The sequence below is a fragment of the Paraburkholderia sp. RAU6.4a genome (assembly GCF_050435625.1).
Lineage (GTDB): Bacteria > Pseudomonadota > Gammaproteobacteria > Burkholderiales > Burkholderiaceae > Paraburkholderia > Paraburkholderia tuberum.
This window is the reverse complement of the sequence record NZ_JBNDKQ010000002.1, coordinates 1,988,571-2,004,953: the sequence shown is the minus strand read 5'-3', so window position 1 is coordinate 2,004,953 and position 16,383 is coordinate 1,988,571. Positions and strand designations below refer to the sequence as shown.

General features: G+C 64.8%; 14 protein-coding genes and 1 pseudogene. 10 read left to right on the top strand and 5 right to left on the bottom strand.

From position 1 onward, the window contains the following. Positions 1-176 precede the first annotated feature (176 nt). The 3 genes from OKW40_RS14000 to OKW40_RS13990 all read left to right on the top strand — a co-directional run bounded on the left by OKW40_RS14000 (position 177) and on the right by OKW40_RS13990 (position 3,927). Positions 177-2,516 (top strand): NADP-dependent malic enzyme, encoded by a 2,340-nt coding sequence (locus tag OKW40_RS14000; protein WP_429490219.1) that lies wholly within the window; start codon positions 177-179, stop codon positions 2,514-2,516. A 420-nt stretch (positions 2,517-2,936) separates the two neighbouring features. After that, on the top strand, positions 2,937-3,350 hold the full coding sequence (locus OKW40_RS13995; protein WP_184058475.1) for a ribonuclease: 414 nt from the start codon (positions 2,937-2,939) through the stop codon (positions 3,348-3,350). A gap of 16 nt (positions 3,351-3,366) precedes the next feature. After that, on the top strand, positions 3,367-3,927 hold the full coding sequence (locus OKW40_RS13990) for a barstar family protein (protein ID WP_429356151.1): 561 nt from the start codon (positions 3,367-3,369) through the stop codon (positions 3,925-3,927). Between the two features lie 129 nt (positions 3,928-4,056). Here the strand turns inward: OKW40_RS13990 and OKW40_RS13985 are convergent, their stop codons facing one another. The 3 genes from OKW40_RS13985 to speE all read right to left on the bottom strand — a co-directional run bounded on the left by OKW40_RS13985 (position 4,057) and on the right by speE (position 6,237). After that, positions 4,057-4,797 carry a 16S rRNA (uracil(1498)-N(3))-methyltransferase gene (locus OKW40_RS13985; RefSeq protein WP_184058470.1) on the bottom strand — a complete coding sequence of 247 codons (741 nt, stop codon included), beginning with the start codon at positions 4,795-4,797 and terminating at the stop codon, positions 4,057-4,059. A 19-nt stretch (positions 4,798-4,816) separates the two neighbouring features. Further along, positions 4,817-5,230 (bottom strand): VOC family protein, encoded by a 414-nt coding sequence (locus OKW40_RS13980; protein WP_090801864.1) that lies wholly within the window; start codon positions 5,228-5,230, stop codon positions 4,817-4,819. 104 nt (positions 5,231-5,334) lie between these two features. Next, positions 5,335-6,237, bottom strand: a complete 903-nt coding sequence (gene speE, locus OKW40_RS13975) for a polyamine aminopropyltransferase (protein ID WP_429490217.1) — start codon at positions 6,235-6,237, stop codon at positions 5,335-5,337. Between the two features lie 269 nt (positions 6,238-6,506). Here speE and tkt point away from each other — a divergent pair, with 269 nt between their 5' ends. Next, positions 6,507-8,528 carry a transketolase gene (gene tkt, locus OKW40_RS13970; protein ID WP_184022916.1) on the top strand — a complete coding sequence of 674 codons (2,022 nt, stop codon included), beginning with the start codon at positions 6,507-6,509 and terminating at the stop codon, positions 8,526-8,528. A 112-nt stretch (positions 8,529-8,640) separates the two neighbouring features. Further along, a pseudogene (gene gap, locus OKW40_RS13965) lies at positions 8,641-9,652 on the top strand (type I glyceraldehyde-3-phosphate dehydrogenase). Positions 9,653-9,722: 70 nt separating this feature from the next. Here the strand turns inward: gap and OKW40_RS13960 are convergent. Continuing rightward, positions 9,723-10,409 carry a FadR/GntR family transcriptional regulator gene (locus tag OKW40_RS13960; protein WP_090801859.1) on the bottom strand — a complete coding sequence of 229 codons (687 nt, stop codon included), beginning with the start codon at positions 10,407-10,409 and terminating at the stop codon, positions 9,723-9,725. A gap of 236 nt (positions 10,410-10,645) precedes the next feature. Here OKW40_RS13960 and OKW40_RS13955 point away from each other — a divergent pair, with 236 nt between their 5' ends. The 3 genes from OKW40_RS13955 to OKW40_RS13945 all read left to right on the top strand — a co-directional run bounded on the left by OKW40_RS13955 (position 10,646) and on the right by OKW40_RS13945 (position 13,659). After that, a complete protein-coding gene (locus OKW40_RS13955) occupies positions 10,646-11,974 on the top strand; it encodes a C4-dicarboxylate transporter DctA (protein ID WP_090801858.1) in 1,329 nt (442 codons plus the stop codon). A 134-nt stretch (positions 11,975-12,108) separates the two neighbouring features. Continuing rightward, positions 12,109-13,119, top strand: coding sequence for an allantoicase (alc, locus tag OKW40_RS13950; RefSeq protein ID WP_090801856.1), 1,011 nt, complete (start codon positions 12,109-12,111; stop codon positions 13,117-13,119). Positions 13,120-13,146: 27 nt separating this feature from the next. Beyond that, complete coding sequence (locus OKW40_RS13945; protein WP_429490215.1) at positions 13,147-13,659, top strand: ureidoglycolate lyase; 513 nt, start codon at positions 13,147-13,149, stop codon at positions 13,657-13,659. 102 nt (positions 13,660-13,761) lie between these two features. Here OKW40_RS13945 and fur read toward each other — a convergent pair whose 3' ends face one another. Then, entirely contained in the window at positions 13,762-14,190 is a 429-nt protein-coding gene (fur, locus tag OKW40_RS13940) for a ferric iron uptake transcriptional regulator (RefSeq protein WP_013090534.1), read from the bottom strand. Positions 14,191-14,343: 153 nt separating this feature from the next. Here fur and OKW40_RS13935 point away from each other — a divergent pair, with 153 nt between their 5' ends. Further along, a complete protein-coding gene (locus OKW40_RS13935; protein ID WP_184058620.1) occupies positions 14,344-15,192 on the top strand; it encodes an outer membrane protein assembly factor BamE in 849 nt (282 codons plus the stop codon). Between the two features lie 354 nt (positions 15,193-15,546). Beyond that, a complete protein-coding gene (gene dapB, locus OKW40_RS13930; RefSeq protein ID WP_184006535.1) occupies positions 15,547-16,344 on the top strand; it encodes a 4-hydroxy-tetrahydrodipicolinate reductase in 798 nt (265 codons plus the stop codon). Positions 16,345-16,383 lie beyond the last annotated feature (39 nt).

Here is a 16,383-nt window from a genome sequence, read left to right as displayed (position 1 = left end):
TGGCGGACGGTGAGCGGAGAACGATTGGAGAAATGGCGCGGATCAGGCTGATTGAGCGTGATGCCCCGTCGCAAGCGCCGGACCATCCGGACAACGGGCAACGCGCGCTTTCACGCTGTTTCAGTCGCGGCTGTTGTACCCGTATTGAAGGAATTGCGTAGGCAATTGGGGCTACAATGCCGTCGAACGTCTATTCTAATCTGCCCTCCGAAGCCCGCCTTATGTCGAATCCCGTCAATACCAAACTCCGCGAAGCAGCTCTCGATTACCACGAGTTCCCGACTCCCGGCAAAATCGCGATCGCCCCGACCAAGCAGATGATCAACCAGCGCGACCTCGCGCTGGCGTATTCGCCTGGCGTCGCGTTCGCGTGCGAGGAAATCGTCGAGAGCCCGCTGAACGCCGCGCGCTTCACCGCGCGCAGCAACCTCGTTGGCGTCGTCACGAACGGGACCGCGGTGCTGGGCCTCGGCAACATCGGGCCGCTCGCGTCGAAGCCGGTCATGGAAGGCAAGGCCGTCCTGTTCAAGAAGTTCGCCGGCATCGACGTGTTCGATATCGAGATCAACGAGAACGATCCGCACAAGCTGGTCGAGGTGATCGCCGCGCTCGAACCGACCTTCGGCGGCATCAACCTCGAAGACATCAAGGCGCCGGACTGCTTCATCGTCGAGCGCGAATGCCGCAAGCGCATGAAGATTCCGGTCTTCCACGACGACCAGCACGGCACCGCGATCGTCGTCGCGGCGGCGGTCACCAACGGCCTGAAGGTCGTCGGCAAGGACATCAAGGAAGTCAAGCTGGTCGCGTCGGGCGCGGGCGCGGCGGCGCTCGCGTGTCTGGACCTGCTGGTCGACATCGGCCTGTCGCTCGAAAACATCACCGTGACCGACCTCGCGGGCGTCGTGTACAAGGGCCGCACCGAACTGATGGACCCGGACAAGGAGCGTTTCGCGCGTGAAACCGGCGCGCGCTCGCTTGCCGAGGTGATCGAAGGCGCGGACGTGTTCCTCGGGTTGTCGGCTGGCGGCGTGCTCAAGCAGGACATGGTCAAGCAGATGGCCGCCAGGCCGCTGATCCTCGCGCTTGCGAACCCGACGCCGGAAATCCTGCCGGAACTCGCGCTCGAAGTGCGTCCGGACGCGGTGCTGTGCACGGGCCGCACCGACTACCCGAACCAGGTCAACAACGTGCTCGTGTTCCCGTTTCTGTTCCGCGGCGCGCTCGACGCCGGCGCGACGACGGTCACGCGCGAAATGGAAATCGCCGCCGTCAACGCGATCGCCGAACTGGCGCGCCAGGAGCAGAGCGACATCGTCGCGACCGCGTACGGCATCCAGGATCTATCGTTCGGACCGGAATACCTGATTCCGAAACCCTTCGATCCGCGTCTGATCGTGAAGGTCGCGCCCGCGGTGGCGAAGGCCGCGATGGAATGCGGCGTCGCCGAGCGTCCAATCGAGGACATGGACGCATACGCGCAGCATCTGCAGCAGTTCGTTTATCACAGCGGCACGACGATGAAGCCGATCTTCCAGCTCGCGCGCAGCGTCGAGCCGGAGAAGAAGCGCATCGTGTTCGCGGAAGGCGAAGAAGAGCGCGTGCTGCGCGCGATGCAGATCATCGTCGACGAAAAGCTCGCAAAGCCGATCCTGATCGGCCGGCCGGCCGTGATCGAGCAGCGGATCGCGCGTTATGGCCTGCGGCTCGTCGCGGGGCAGGACTACACGGTCGTCAACACCGATCATGACGAACGTTACCGCGAGTTCTGGCAGGAATACGCGAAGATGATGTCGCGCAAGGGCATCACCACGCAGATGGCCAAGCTCGAGATGCGCCGCCGCACCACGCTGATTGGCTCGATGATGGTCAAGAAGGGCGAGGCGGACGGCATGATCTGCGGTACGGTCAGCACCACGCACCGCCACCTGCACTTCATCGATCAGGTGATCGGCAAGAAGCCCGGCGCGAAAGTCTATGCGGCGATGAACGCGCTGGTGCTGCCGAATCGGCAGATTTTCCTCGTCGATACGCACGTGAACGTCGATCCGACACCGGCCGAGCTGGCTGAGATCACGATCATGGCAGCCGAGGAAGTGCGCCGTTTCGGCATCGAGCCGAAGGTTGCACTCGTGTCGCACTCGAACTTCGGTTCGAGCAACGCGCCGACGGCGCAGAAGATGCGCGATACGCTCGAGATCCTGCGCGAACGCGCGCCGGGGCTGCAAGTTGACGGCGAAATGCACGGCGACGTCGCGCTCGACGCCAACTTGCGCCGCGAGGTATTGCCCGATTCGACGCTCGAAGGCGACGCGAACCTGCTGGTGCTGCCGAACATCGACGCGGCCAATATCTCGTACAACCTGCTGAAGACGGCGGCCGGCAACAACATTGCGATTGGCCCAATTCTGCTCGGCGCGGCCAAGCCGGTGCACGTGCTGACGCCGTCGGCGACGGTGCGCCGGATCGTCAACATGACGGCGCTGCTGGTCGCGGACGTTAGCGCAACCCGCTAACTGCGCATCGTGATCGCGCCGCGACGGGCCCGGCGCCGGTTTTCCAACCGGCGTACCTGAAAAAAAAGGCGTGCCCGCAATGGGCACGCCCTCAGGGCAAGCTGGGGATCGCCACCCCGAAAAATGGCAATGACACGGCCTTTCGGCTCAGTGGTTTCAGGCTCCAACAACCGCAATCGAGCGTCTCGGCCAGCGGCCGCTTGCACCGCCCGCACTGCATTCGATCACGGTTGAGCTCAGTTTAGCCTGATCGAGCTAAACATTCTGTCAAAAGTCGTCAAAGTCCGCGCCACCGGCTTTTCCGCGGGGTGAGGCGGGGTGCCATCGGCCGTCGAACGTTGATTCCAAAGGCTATTAGCGATACCCTTACGACTTTCATGGTCGTCAAACTCGTGATCTGACAGCGGGGAAACCTGATACATGGCACGCAACTGGTTGCGCATGAAAGGCGTGCTGATCGGTGCCGCCGCACTCTGCGCGTTGTCCAGTTCCGCGCCCGAAGCGCTGGCGCGAGATTACTCGGCGCCAGCTGGGGTGGAAGCGCAGGTGGGCACCATCGCGCTGGCGCAATTGCCGCGCGAGGCGGTCGATACGTTGAACCTCATTGCCGCCGGCGGGCCTTACCCGTATCAGAAGGACGGCATCGTATTCGGCAACTACGAACGGGTGCTGCCCGCCCACCGGCGCGGCTATTACCACGAATACACCGTCCCCACGCCTCACGCGCGTAATCGCGGGGCGCGCCGCATCGTCTGCGGAGGTCCGCTACAGCGGACCGACAATTGTTATTACTCGGACGACCATTACACCAGTTTTAACCATATTGTTGAATGACATTGGGATGAACGGCATGAGCGACAACATCTACGCGCACGATTCCGGAGTCGCGACGGATCTTTTCGCGGCCGGCGACGGCAATTTGTTCCAACGCGTCATGAAGATGCGCGCCGACGAGCAGGGTCGCGACAAACAAAGCGAGGCTGCCACGGTGGTTTCATCGAACGAGGAGCCCATGAGCCTTTTCAGGACGGTGCGGCCGAACATCGTGCAGTCGATCCGCGCGTTCCGCGTGCAGGATCTCGCCGACGAGGCCAACCTGCTCGGCCAGCACTTTCTGTATGCGTACTGCGCGAACGCCGCCTCGAAGCAGGAAGTGCTCGAGACGATCGCGACGTCGTTCCTGTTTCCCAAGCATTTCGGCAAGAACTACGACGCGCTCTACGACTGCCTGACCGACCTCGTGCACAAGGCCGGCGCGCAGCCCGGCTTCGTGATCGTGCTCGAACACCTGCCGATCGCGCAGAAATTCGACAAGGAAGGGCGCGAGACGCTGCTCGACGTGTTCCGTGAAGCGGCCGAATTCTGGGCCGAGCGCAAGGTCGCGTTCCGGGTGTTCTACTCGTTCGCTTGAAGTTCGCCGGATTTTCGCCTGTTCAGGCGTAGCTGCTTGAGTCTGGCAGTGAACGTCGCGGTATAAACGGCAAAGGCCCGCTAATTGGCGGGCCTTTGCTTTTGTCGCGCTGCTTGGGCAAGCACTCGCTCACCAGCCGCCCCAGCGTGCCGCGAGCCCCGCCAACACTGCGATTCCGGCGGTCTCGGTGCGCAGCACACGCGGTCCCAAGCCAATCGCGGTAAAGCCCTGTTCGCCGGCGGCGGCTTCCTCGTCGGCGCAAAGGCCGCCTTCGGGGCCGATCAGCAGCGTCACGCCACCAGGCGGCGGCGCGTCAGGCAGCGCCGCAAAGCCGATGCTCGCGCGCGGCGATAACAGCAGGCGCAGCTCGTCAGGCGCCGGCTCGCGCGACAGCGTATCGAGCCACGCGCCAATCTCGCACACCGGCATCACGTCCGGAACCCGATTACGTCCGCACTGCTCACACGACGCCCGCACCACACCCTGCCAGTGCTGCTGCCGCCGCTGCGCGCGCTCGCCGGTAAGCCGCACGATGCTGCGCGCGGTCGCGAGCGGCACGAAGCCCGAGGCGCCGAGTTCGACCGCCTTCTCGATCAGCCAGTCCATCTTGTCGCCGCCGGCGATGCCTTGGGCGAGCGTCAGCCGATACGGCGGCTCGACCTCGATCGCGCGAAATTCGCCGATTTTCACGCGAGCCGCACGACGCTCGACCTCCACGAGTTCGGCGCCGTATTCGCCGCCCTGGCCGTTGAACAACGTCAGGGAATCGCCTGGCTGCAGACGCAGCACGGCCACGTGGCGCACGACGTCGTCGGGCAGTGCGATCACGTCGTCGGCGTAAAGCGGGATATCAACAAAAAAACGGGGCATCGACGGGAGACTCTTGAATTCAGGACAGGTGGCGGGCGAGTGCCCAGCGATAGCCGTCGATATCCTCGACCTGCGCGAAGCGGTCGCCCCAGAACTGGTCCTGTGGCTCGCTCAGCGACTTCGCGCCGGCCGCGAGCGCGCGAGCATACACGGCGTCGACGTCCTCGACATAGACATAGAACGATTGCGGCGCGATCGTGCCCGCGCTTTTCGGCGTCTTCGCGGTCGAGCCGAACGCGCCTTCAGGCGCGAACATCACGATCAGCTGGCCTTGATAGGTCATCTCGACGTGCATGACGACGCCGTCGTCCTGCACGCTGTCGCGCACGTCGAAACCGAACGCCGCCGAGAAGAATGCCGTCGACGCGCGCGCGTCGCGCACCGTCAGATAGGGGGTGAGCCAGGGCACACCGGCGGGGTGGGGGGCGGTCATGGAGTTCTCCGGATCTCGTGAGGCGGCGAGGCCACGGTTGCGGGTTTCGGTCGGGCGCGGCACGCCGGCATCACACGAACCGATTCGCGCAAGGTGTCCGCGCTTCAAAAGGACGACTTCGTCAACGGGCTCAGTTTATCGCGCGCCGATCGCGCCGCCGAGAATAGCCCCGCGTGCAGGGCTGGTTCGTAATGACGCAGCGAATCGATGCCGCGCGCGGCGAGACGCTCGGTGAGCGTGTCGGCGGTGAGCGCGGCGGGGTCGAGCGTGTCGCTGGCGATCGCCATCAGCCATAGCGAGCCGTAGAGCGGCACGAAGGTGCCCAGCGTGCGCACCTGTGCGAACGCGGCGTGCAGATCGCCGAGCAGCGCGGCGATGCGCGGCGCGTGGTGGTACGGCGAGCCGAGATGGAGCGACAGCAACGCATCAGCACGCAGCACGCGCTTCAACTGCGCGTAGAAGGTCGGCGTGTACAGGCCGGCCGCGGGCGAATCGGGTGGCGTCAGGTCGAATACGACGAGGTCGAACTGCGCGGCCGCGACGTTCGTTGCACCCTGCGTCGCGCGGGCCGCCGCCGCGACGTAGTCCGCCGCATCGCCGATCACCAGCTCGACGCGCGGATCGTCGAACGCACCGCCATGCACCTGCGGCAAATGTCCGCGCGTGAGCCGCACGACCTCGGGATCGAGCTCCGCGACGACGATCCGCTCGATGCCCGGATGCCTGAGCAATTGCCTCGCGGCCCCGCCATCGCCGCCGCCGAGCACCAGCGCCGCGCGCGGCGCCGGATGCGCGAGCGCGGCCGGATGCACCATGCATTCGTGGTAGATGAACTCGTCGCCTGCGGACGTCATCGGACGGCCGTCGAGCGTGAACAGCGCGCCGAGCTGCGGCGTGTCCCAGATCTCGATCGCTTGATAACGGGATTCGACACGCTCGACGAGGCGCGCGTGAGGAAAGCCGTAGACGGCGTCGGGACAAGGCTGGAACAATAGCGGGGCGTTCACGGCGGACGGGCTCGATCGGTAGTGCGGGCAAACAGCTGCTCGAATTGTAAATGCCGCCGCCTGGCGGTGTGCGTTGAACCGCACGGCCAGGCGGCTTTCCGGCCGGATAGGGGTTAACCTTCTGCTAGAATGTAACGCTTTCAGCCTTGTCCGCTTGCTCTGCCCGTTTCGCGTCTCCTGGCGCCGCATCGTGCGCCGTAGCGAAGTGACCGCCGAGCTTCCGGGCCTCAAGCGCGCCCCCGCTTTCTGACTCTGTCTCCGGACTCGACATGACGACCCCGTCTCCCGCACCCACCTCCCTGATGGCCAACGCGATCCGCGCGTTGGCCATGGACGCCGTTCAAAAGGCGAACTCCGGTCACCCCGGCATGCCGATGGGCATGGCCGAAATCGGCGTCGCCCTGTGGTCGCGTCATCTGCGCCATAACCCGAAGAACCCGCAATGGGCCGATCGCGACCGCTTCGTGCTGTCGAACGGTCACGGCTCGATGCTGCTGTACTCGCTGCTGCATCTGACCGGCTACGACCTGCCGATGGACGAGCTGAAGAACTTCCGCCAGCTCCATTCGAAGACGCCGGGTCACCCGGAATACGGCATCACGCCAGGCGTCGAGACGACCACCGGCCCGCTCGGCCAGGGTCTCGCGAACGCGGTCGGCATGGCGCTCGCCGAATCGCTGCTCGCCACCGAATTCAACAAGCCCGACGCCAGGATCGTCGATCACCACACGTACGTGTTCGTCGGCGACGGCTGCCTGATGGAAGGCATCTCGCACGAAGCCTGCTCGCTCGCGGGCGTGCTGAAGCTGAACAAGCTGATCGCGTTCTACGACGACAACGGCATTTCGATCGACGGCGAAGTGGTGCACTGGTTCCACGACGACACGCCGAAGCGCTTCGAAGCGTACGGCTGGAACGTGATCCCGAACGTGGTCGGCCATGACGTCGACGCGGTCGACGCGGCGATCAGGCAGGCGAAGCTGTCGGACAAGCCGACGCTGATCTGCTGCAAGACCGTGATCGGTGAAGGCGCGCCGACCAAGGCGGGCTCGCACGATTCGCACGGCGCGCCGCTCGGCGACAAGGAAATCGCGGCGACGCGCGAAGCGATCGGCTGGAAGTGGGAGCCGTTCGTGATTCCGCAGGAAGTCTACACGGCATGGGACGCGAAGGAAGCGGGCGCGCGCTTCGAAGCGGAATGGGACGAGGCGTTCGCTGCCTACGCGGCGAAGTACCCGCAGGAAGCGGCCGAATTCAAGCGCCGCAGCGCGAAGCAACTGCCGGCCGACTGGAAAGATAAGGCGCAAGCGATCATCGCCGGCGCGAACGAGCGCGCTGAGACCGTGGCGACGCGTAAGGCATCGCAGCAGGCCATCGAAGGTCTGTCGGCCGTGTTGCCCGAACTGCTCGGCGGTTCCGCCGACCTGACCGGCTCGAACCTCACCAACTGGAAGGCCGCCAAGCCGGTGCGCGTGAATGCCGAAGGCCGTGCCGCCGGCAACTACGTGAACTACGGCGTGCGCGAATTCGGCATGAGCGCGGCGATCAACGGCGTCGCGCTGCACGGCGGCTACAAGGCGTTCGGCGGCACGTTCCTGACGTTCTCCGACTACAGCCGCAACGCGCTGCGCGTCGCCGCGCTGATGAAGTCGCCGTCGATCTTCGTGTTCACGCACGACTCGATCGGTCTCGGCGAAGACGGCCCGACCCACCAGTCGATCGAACACGTCGCGAGCCTGCGCCTGATCCCGAATCTGCAAACGTGGCGCCCGGCCGACACGGTCGAAACCGCGGTGGCCTGGACCCATGCGATCGAGCATGAAGGTCCGTCGTGCCTGATCTTCAGTCGCCAGAACCTGCAGTTCAACGAGCGCACCGACGCGCAGATCGCCAACATCGAGAAGGGCGGCTACGTGCTGCGCGACTGGGATGAAGAGATCGTCGCGCGTAAGATCATCCTGATCGCGACGGGCTCGGAAGTCGAACTCGCGATGAAAGCCGTCGAGCCCCTCGCGCGCGAAGGCATCGCCGCCCGCGTCGTGTCGATTCCGTCGACGACCGTGTTCGACAGGCAGGACGCCGAGTACCGCGAACGCGTGCTGCCGCATGGCGTGCGTCGCGTCGCGATCGAAGCGGGCGTGTCGGATTTCTGGCGCAAGTACGTGGGTCTGGAAGGCGGCGTGGTCGGCATCGACACGTTCGGCGAATCGGCCCCGGCAGGCGTGCTGTTCAAGCATTTCGGTTTCACCGTCGAGCACGTGGTGGCGACGGTCAAGGCCGCGCTCGGCTGATGGTTGCGTCGCGTTGCCGTCGTGCCCCTCGTGGCTGCGCGCGGCAACGCACCGAACCGGATGTCCGACCAGGCGAACCTAAACGGATTTTTTAGCCATCAGGAGATAAATCATGACGATTCGCGTCGCAATCAACGGCTACGGCCGGATCGGCCGCAATACCCTGCGCGCCTTCTATGAAAACGGCAAGAAGCACGATATCGAAATCGTTGCCATCAACGATCTGGGCGATGCGAAGACCAACGCCCACCTGACGCAGTACGACACCGCGCACGGCAAGTTCCCGGGCGACGTGTCGGTAGACGGCGACTACCTCGTCGTGAACGGCGACAAGATCCGCGTGCTGGCGAACCGCAACCCGGCCGAACTGCCGTGGGGCGAGCTGGGCGTCGACGTCGTGATGGAGTGCACGGGCTTTTTTCACGACCAAGGAAAAGGCGAGCGCGCACATCAAGGGCGGCGCGAAGAAGGTCATCATCTCGGCGCCGGGCGGTAAGGACGTCGACGCGACGATTGTCTACGGCGTGAACCACAACGTGCTGAAGGCGTCGGACACGGTCATCTCGAACGCATCGTGCACGACCAACTGCCTCGCGCCGCTGGTCAAGCCGCTGAACGACAAGATCGGCCTCGTGAACGGCCTGATGACGACGATCCACGCGTACACGAACGACCAGGTTCTGACCGACGTGTACCACGAAGACCTGCGCCGCGCGCGTTCGGCCACGCATAGCCAGATCCCGACCAAGACCGGCGCGGCATCGGCGGTCGGCCTCGTGCTGCCGGAACTGAACGGCAAGCTGGACGGCTACGCAATCCGCGTCCCGACGATCAACGTATCGGTCGTCGACCTGTCGTTCATCGCCGCGCGCGACACGACGGTCGAGGAAGTCAACGCGATCATGAAGGAAGCATCGGAAGGTGCGCTGAAGGGCGTCCTCGGTTACAACGACGCACCGCTCGTGTCGATCGACTACAACCACAACCCGGCTTCGTCGACGTTCGACTCGACGCTGACCAAGGTGTCGGGCCGACTCGTGAAAGTGTCGAGCTGGTACGACAACGAGTGGGGCTTCTCGAACCGCATGCTGGACACGGCTGTGGCGCTCGCGAACGCGAAGTAAGTTTCGGGTTTCACGCTGCATGAAAAAGCCGCTCTTCGGAGCGGTTTTTTTCGTCTGCGATTTTTGCCGTCTACGGCGTGGGGAAATAGACGCCGGCGCGCTGCGCGGCGTTCGCGATGTGCGTCTCGATCGCCTTGCCCGCGGCGAGCGAATCGCGGGCCTTCAACGCGTCGAGAATCGCGCGATGCTCGGTGTACGTGGACAGCACCCGCTCGCGCCGGTAGAACGGCATGCGCTGGCTTTCCTGCATGATCTCGGCGCTGCTGCGCAGGATTGACTCGATCGCCGCATTGCCCGCGATGCTGACGATGCGCATATGGAACGCGTAGTCGAGCCGAGCTGCTTCGTCGAGTTCCTCGCAGGCGAGCGCGCTTTGCATCGCGGTGATGTTTTCCTCGAGCCACGCGAGGTCGTCGTTGGTGACCGCGAGCACCGCCATACGCGCGACGAAGCCTTCGAGCGCGTAGCGCATCTGATACGTGTCGGGCAGCGACGACTGCTCGGCGAAGCGCCACGCCTGCGCGTTTTTCGCCTGCGCGCTTTCCACGTAGACGCCTTTGCCAGGGCGGATCACCAGCAGACCAAGCGCTTCCAGCGTGGAAAGCGCTTCGCGCAGTGACGCGCGGCTGATCGACAGTTCATCGGATAGCTGGCGCTGCGCCGGCAGCAGACTGCCCACCGGATAGACGCCCCCCTCGATACGCTCGCGGATGGTCGCGATGGCCGCGTCGGTGACGGTGTGCGGGACGTTTTTCATGAGGGATCGCTCGGTAGCGTGGTCTGACCGCAATTCTAATACTTGCGCGCGCGAAGGCGTGCCGCGCGCCGTCTGAAATCCCCAATCCGACCGAAATCGCCGAAAAAAATAACGGGTAAACACTGCTCGATGAGTCCTTGACGCGGGTATATCGGCTTCCTACTATTCGCCATAACAGCACTGGTCGGACCAGTCTGAACAGAAGTGACCGACACAACCATCCGCAGGAGGAAGCCGTGTTGAAATTCTTCAATTCGCTATTTGGCCGGGTCGTGATAGCGCTCGTGGCCGGCATCGTGCTCGGTGCCGTGTTTCCGCATTTCGCGCAGTCCTTGCGGCCGCTTGGCGACGGCTTTCTGAAGCTGATCAAGATGGTGATCGGGCCGATCGTGTTCTGCGTGGTGGTGAGCGGCATGGCGCACGCGGGCGATCTGCGCAAGGTCGGCCGCGTGGGCTTGAAGTCGGTGATCTACTTCGAGGCGATGACGACGATCGCGCTCGTGATCGGCGCGGTGCTCGCTTACGCGACGCGTCCTGGTGCAGGGATGAACGTGAACCTGAACTCGCTCGATGCGGCGTCGCTCGCGACCTATACCGAGCACGCGAAGAGCCTGAAGGACACAGCGGGCTTCCTGCTGAAGATCATCCCCGACACGGCGATCAACGCGTTCGCGACCGGCGACATTCTGCAGATCCTCGTGTTCTCGGTGCTGTTCGGCTCGGCGCTGTCGCTGCTCGGCAAGCGCGCGCAGCGCGTGAGCGGGTTGATCGATGAGCTGTCGCAGGTGTTCTTCCGCGTGATGGGCTTCATCATCAAGCTCGCGCCGCTCGGCGTGCTCGGCGCGATCGCGTTCACGACCGGCACCTACGGCGTCGAGTCGCTGAAGCAGCTCGGCATGCTCGTGCTGGTGTTCTACGCGAGCTGCGTGGTGTTCGTCGTGCTCGTGCTCGGCGCGGTGATGCGGCTCGCCGGCTTCAGCATCTTCAAGCTGATCCGCTATCTGCGCGAAGAACTGTCGATCGTGCTCGGCACCGCATCGTCCGACGCCGTGCTGCCGCAGATCATGCGCAAGCTCGAATGGATGGGCGTCAAGGATTCGACGGTCGGTCTCGTGATTCCGACCGGCTACTCGTTCAACCTCGACGGCTTCTCGATCTATCTGACGCTCGCCGTGCTGTTCATCGCGCAGGCGACCAACACGCCGCTGTCTATTCATGACCTGATCGTCGTCGTGCTGGTGTCGCTGGTGACGTCGAAGGGCGCGCACGGCATTCCGGGCTCTGCGATCGTGATTCTCGCGGCGACGCTCTCCGCGATTCCCGCGATTCCTGTGCTCGGTCTCGTGCTGATTCTGCCGGTCGACTGGTTTGTCGGCATCGCCCGGGCGCTCACCAACCTGATCGGCAACTGCGTCGCTACGGTGGTGGTCGCCGTGTGGGAAAACGATATCGACAAGGCGCGCGCGCATCGCGTGCTGAATCGCGACGCGGCGCTGCGCTACGTGCCCGTCGTCGACGACACGCTCGTCGAACCCGGTGCGGCCGAACCCGCGCCGGCGGTCTGACGGCTGCGCGGGATCTGGTCTGACCAGACGAACCCGCATCGCTTCCTAGATAGCTCCTCGACCTTTTTTCGCAAAGCCGGCGGTTGCCGTGGCGCCGCCGGCTGTTTCCGACCTCTTCGACACCGACCGACATCATGGCCAACCCGATCCTCGACCCGAACGCTCCCGCCTTCACACGCCGCTACATGAACCTCGCCGATCCGCGCCTCGGCGCGAAGGCGCTGTTCGCCAGCGACGAATTCTTCGCGCCGAAAGAGCGCATGCTCGACCCGCAGCCGGCGGTGTTCATCCCCGGCAAATACGACGACCACGGCAAGTGGATGGACGGCTGGGAGACGCGTCGCAAGCGCACGACCGGCCACGACCATTGCGTGATCCGGCTCGCGCGGCCGGGCGTCGTGCATGGGGTCGATCTCGATACGAGCCACTTCACCGGCAATTTCCCGCCGGCGGCGTCGATCGATGCCTGTCATAGCGACGCTGACGTGCCGCCCGAGCACGCCGACTGGCAGCCGCTCGTGCCGGCGACAACGCTACAGGGCAACCAGCATCACTACGTCGAGGTGAAAGACGCGCGCCCGGTCACCCATCTGCGCGTGAATCTGTATCCGGACGGCGGGCTCGCGCGACTGCGCGTGTATGGCCAGCCGCAGCGCGACTGGAGCCGCGTCGAGCGCGGCACGCTGCTCGATCTCGCCGCGATCGAAAACGGCGCGTACCTCGTCGCCGCGAACAACCAGCATTTCGGGCCGGCCTCGCAGATGCTGATGCCGGGCCGTGGCGTGAACATGGGCGACGGCTGGGAAACGCGGCGGCGTCGCGAGCCGGGCAACGACTGGGCGATCGTCGCGCTCGCGCGGCCCGGCGTGATCCGCAAGATCGAAGTGGACACCGCGCACTTCAAGGGCAACTTCCCGGATCGCTGCTCGCTGCAGGCGGCATCGGTGACGGGCGGCACAGACGATTCCCTCGTCACGCAGGCGATGTTCTGGCCGGTGCTGCTCGGCGAACAGAAACTGCAGATGGATCACGTGCACGCGTTCGCGGACGACCTCGCCGCGCTCGGGCCGGTCACGCACGTGCGCTTCAACATCTTCCCGGACGGCGGCGTGTCGCGCCTGCGTCTGTGGGGCGAGATCGCTTAACGCAAGCAACGTCATGGAGCGGCACGCATGAAGATCCTGCAGATGGAACGCCTGACGCGCGCGGCCTTCGCGCCGTTCGGCGACGTGATCGAACTCGACGGCGCGCGTCGTTTTCCGATCAACGGCGGTACCACCGAGCGCTATCACGACCTCGCGCGCGTCGACGTGGTGGAGCAGGGCGGCCGGCCGCTCGTCAGTCTGTTTCGCGCGCAGCCGCGCGCGCTGCCCGTCGAGATCACGATGATGGAGCGGCATCCGCTCGGCAGCCAGGCTTTCATTCCCTTACGCGCGGGCCGATATCTGATGGTGGTCGCGCCGGCCGGCGAGTTCGACGCCGCGCGCATGCGCGCGTTCTGGACCGATGCGTGGCAGGGCGTCAATTACGCGAAAGGGGTCTGGCACCATCCGCTGCTCGCGCTCGATCAGGTCAGCGATTTCATCGTCGTCGATCGCGGCGGCGATGCGCCGAATTGCGACGAATTGCAGTTGGCCGAGCCGTGGCGGCTAGCCTTCGAGCCGAGCGCGGAGCTGGTCGGATAGCGGCGATTGCCGCCGCCTGAATAGAAAAGACCCGGCCGATGCCCATCGGCCGGGTCTTTTTTCTGACTTGCCAGGTCGCGTTCGCAGGCGACCCGCGACGCATCAGTGCTTACGATGCGGGCAATTTTCCTTCGTGCACGCCCCATACAGCGCCAGCGCGTGTTCCTGCAGCTTGAAGCCGCGTGCTTTGGCGATGGACTGCTGACGGCTTTCGATTTCGGGGTCGAAAAATTCCTCGACCAGCCCGCAATCGAGGCACACGAGGTGGTCGTGGTGCGACCCCTCGTTCAGTTCGAACACCGCCTTGCCCGATTCGAAATTGCTGCGCGAGAGCAGGCCGGCCTGCTCAAATTGCGTCAGCACACGATACACGGTGGCGAGACCGATATCGAGTTCCTCGTGCAGGAGGTTGCGGTACACGTCTTCGGCGGTCAGGTGACGCACCGGGCTATGCTGGAAAATCTCAAGGATTTTGAGGCGCGGAAGGGTCGCCTTGAGCCCGATGTTCTTGAGATCGGTTGGATTGGTCATGACAAGGGATCCCTAGAGTACAATGCTGGGCTCTCATAGTAATGTGTTTTTGCCGTTCTGGTCATCTTCGATGGAATGAGCGCGGCCCGCAAGCGGGCCCGCACGGTGAGTGAAATGATTTCTAAATCTCAATTGATCTACCGGGGGAGCCGCATGCGGGGTACCTTGATCGCTGTTGCGACTGTCGCGGTTCTTGCCGGATGTTCCACATACGACAGCCTGACCCAGCGCATTGCCCAACGCATTACGCCGTATCGGATTACGGTTGTGCAAGGTAATTTCGTGTCGCAGGAAATGGCCGACCAGATGAAGGTCGGCATGACGCGCGCGCAGGTGCGTCAGTTGCTCGGCACGCCGCTGTTGACCGACATGTTCCACGCGAATCGCTGGGATTACGTGTTCTATTTCAAGCGCGGCTCGACGTCGATCGTGCAGCAGCGTGACTTCGTCGTGTACTTCTCCGGCGACCTCGTGACCCACTGGACGGGCGGCGAGGATCTGCCGACCAATCTCGAATTGCTGGCCGAGATCGACGGCGACCGCCGTGGCCGCAGCCCGAACGCGACGCCGCCGCGCGCGGCGAGCGCGGCCGAGGCCGCCAACGCCGTGGCCGCCAGCGACGCAGCCGCCGCCAGTGCGGCGGCCGCCGCGGCACCGGCTACCGTGGATACGACGCGCTCGCCGTCGGTCGAAGGCGCCCAGCAGGCCGCCACGCCGTCCATGGACGCCAACGCGGAAGCCGCCCAGGCGGCCAATCGCGCAACGAGCGCGGTGCCGACGCCGAGCCGCGCGCCGTCCGTGCGGTCGGCCGTGCCGCGAGCGAACGCTGGCGGGATCCCGACGCAAGGCCCGACGTCCGGCGGTCAGCCGCAGTTCCAGTTCAAGCGTCCGCCGCCGCCCGCTCAGGAGAACGAAAGCAACCCGGTCGGCCCGACGGGCTCGCAAAGCAGCGGCAGCCCGACGCTGAACACTTCGCCGGCGACGCCGGGAACGAGCAACTGATTTGCTCGTCGGTGTTGTGAGGCGGGCTGCGCGCCACATGTGCGGCGCCCGCCAGATGTGTGTTTGTCCGGCACCAGGCGAGCTCGGAAATGCGCCGCTTGGGCCGCATGAATGTGTTGCCGCGGTTTCCGCGGCAGTGGGTCGCCGCAGCGGGCCGTATCGGTCAGTCACCTGAGCGAGCCGTCCCGGTTGGCCGCCCGCATTGGCTCCAGCAGCGAGCCGGGTGACTTTGCTCCCTGCCGCCGCGTGTCCCTATATCGACCGGGCGCATTCCCCGGCACACTGGTCCGGGCATTCGCCGGGCCGCGTTTGCCGGGCTCCATACCGGTTGACTCTTTTCGAATCTTCATCGTCATGAAAATTGCCATTGCAGGCGCATCGGGCCGGATGGGCCGCATGCTCATCGAAACCGTCCTCAACGATGCCGACGCGACGCTGTCCGGCGCGCTCTGCCGCACGGGCGCTGCGCAGCTTGGCCAGGACGCCGGGGCGTTCCTCGGCAAAGAGACCGGCGTGCTGCTGTCCGACGACATCGAGCGTGTGTTCGCCGAATCCGACTATCTGATCGACTTCACGCGTCCCGACGCGACGCTCGCGCATCTCGAAGCCGCGCAGCGCCACGACGTGAAAATGGTGATCGGCACGACCGGCTTCGACAACGCGCAAAAAGCGCAGCTGCGCGCGGCGGCGCAGAAGATCGGCGTCGTGTTCGCGTCGAACATGAGCGTCGGCGTGAACGTTACGCTGAAGCTGCTCGAATACGCGGCGCGGCACTTCTCGACCGGCTACGACATCGAGATCATCGAGGCGCATCATCGTCACAAGGTCGACGCGCCGTCCGGCACCGCGCTGACGATGGGCGAAGTGATCGCCAACGCGCTCGGCCGCAATCTCGACGACTGCGCGATCTACGGCCGCGAAGGCGTGACCGGCGAGCGCGATCCGTCGACGATCGGCTTCTCGGCGATTCGCGGCGGCGATATCGTCGGCGATCATACGGTGCTGTTCGCGGGCATCGGCGAGCGCATCGAGATCACGCACAAATCGGCAAGCCGCCTGTCATATGCACAAGGCGCGCTTCGTGCTGTACGCTTCCTCGAAGGCCACGACAACGGCTTCTTCGACATGCAGGACGTGCTCGGCCTGCGTTGAGCGAAGCCCGTTGCGCAGAGGCGGAGTAGCGCATCCCGA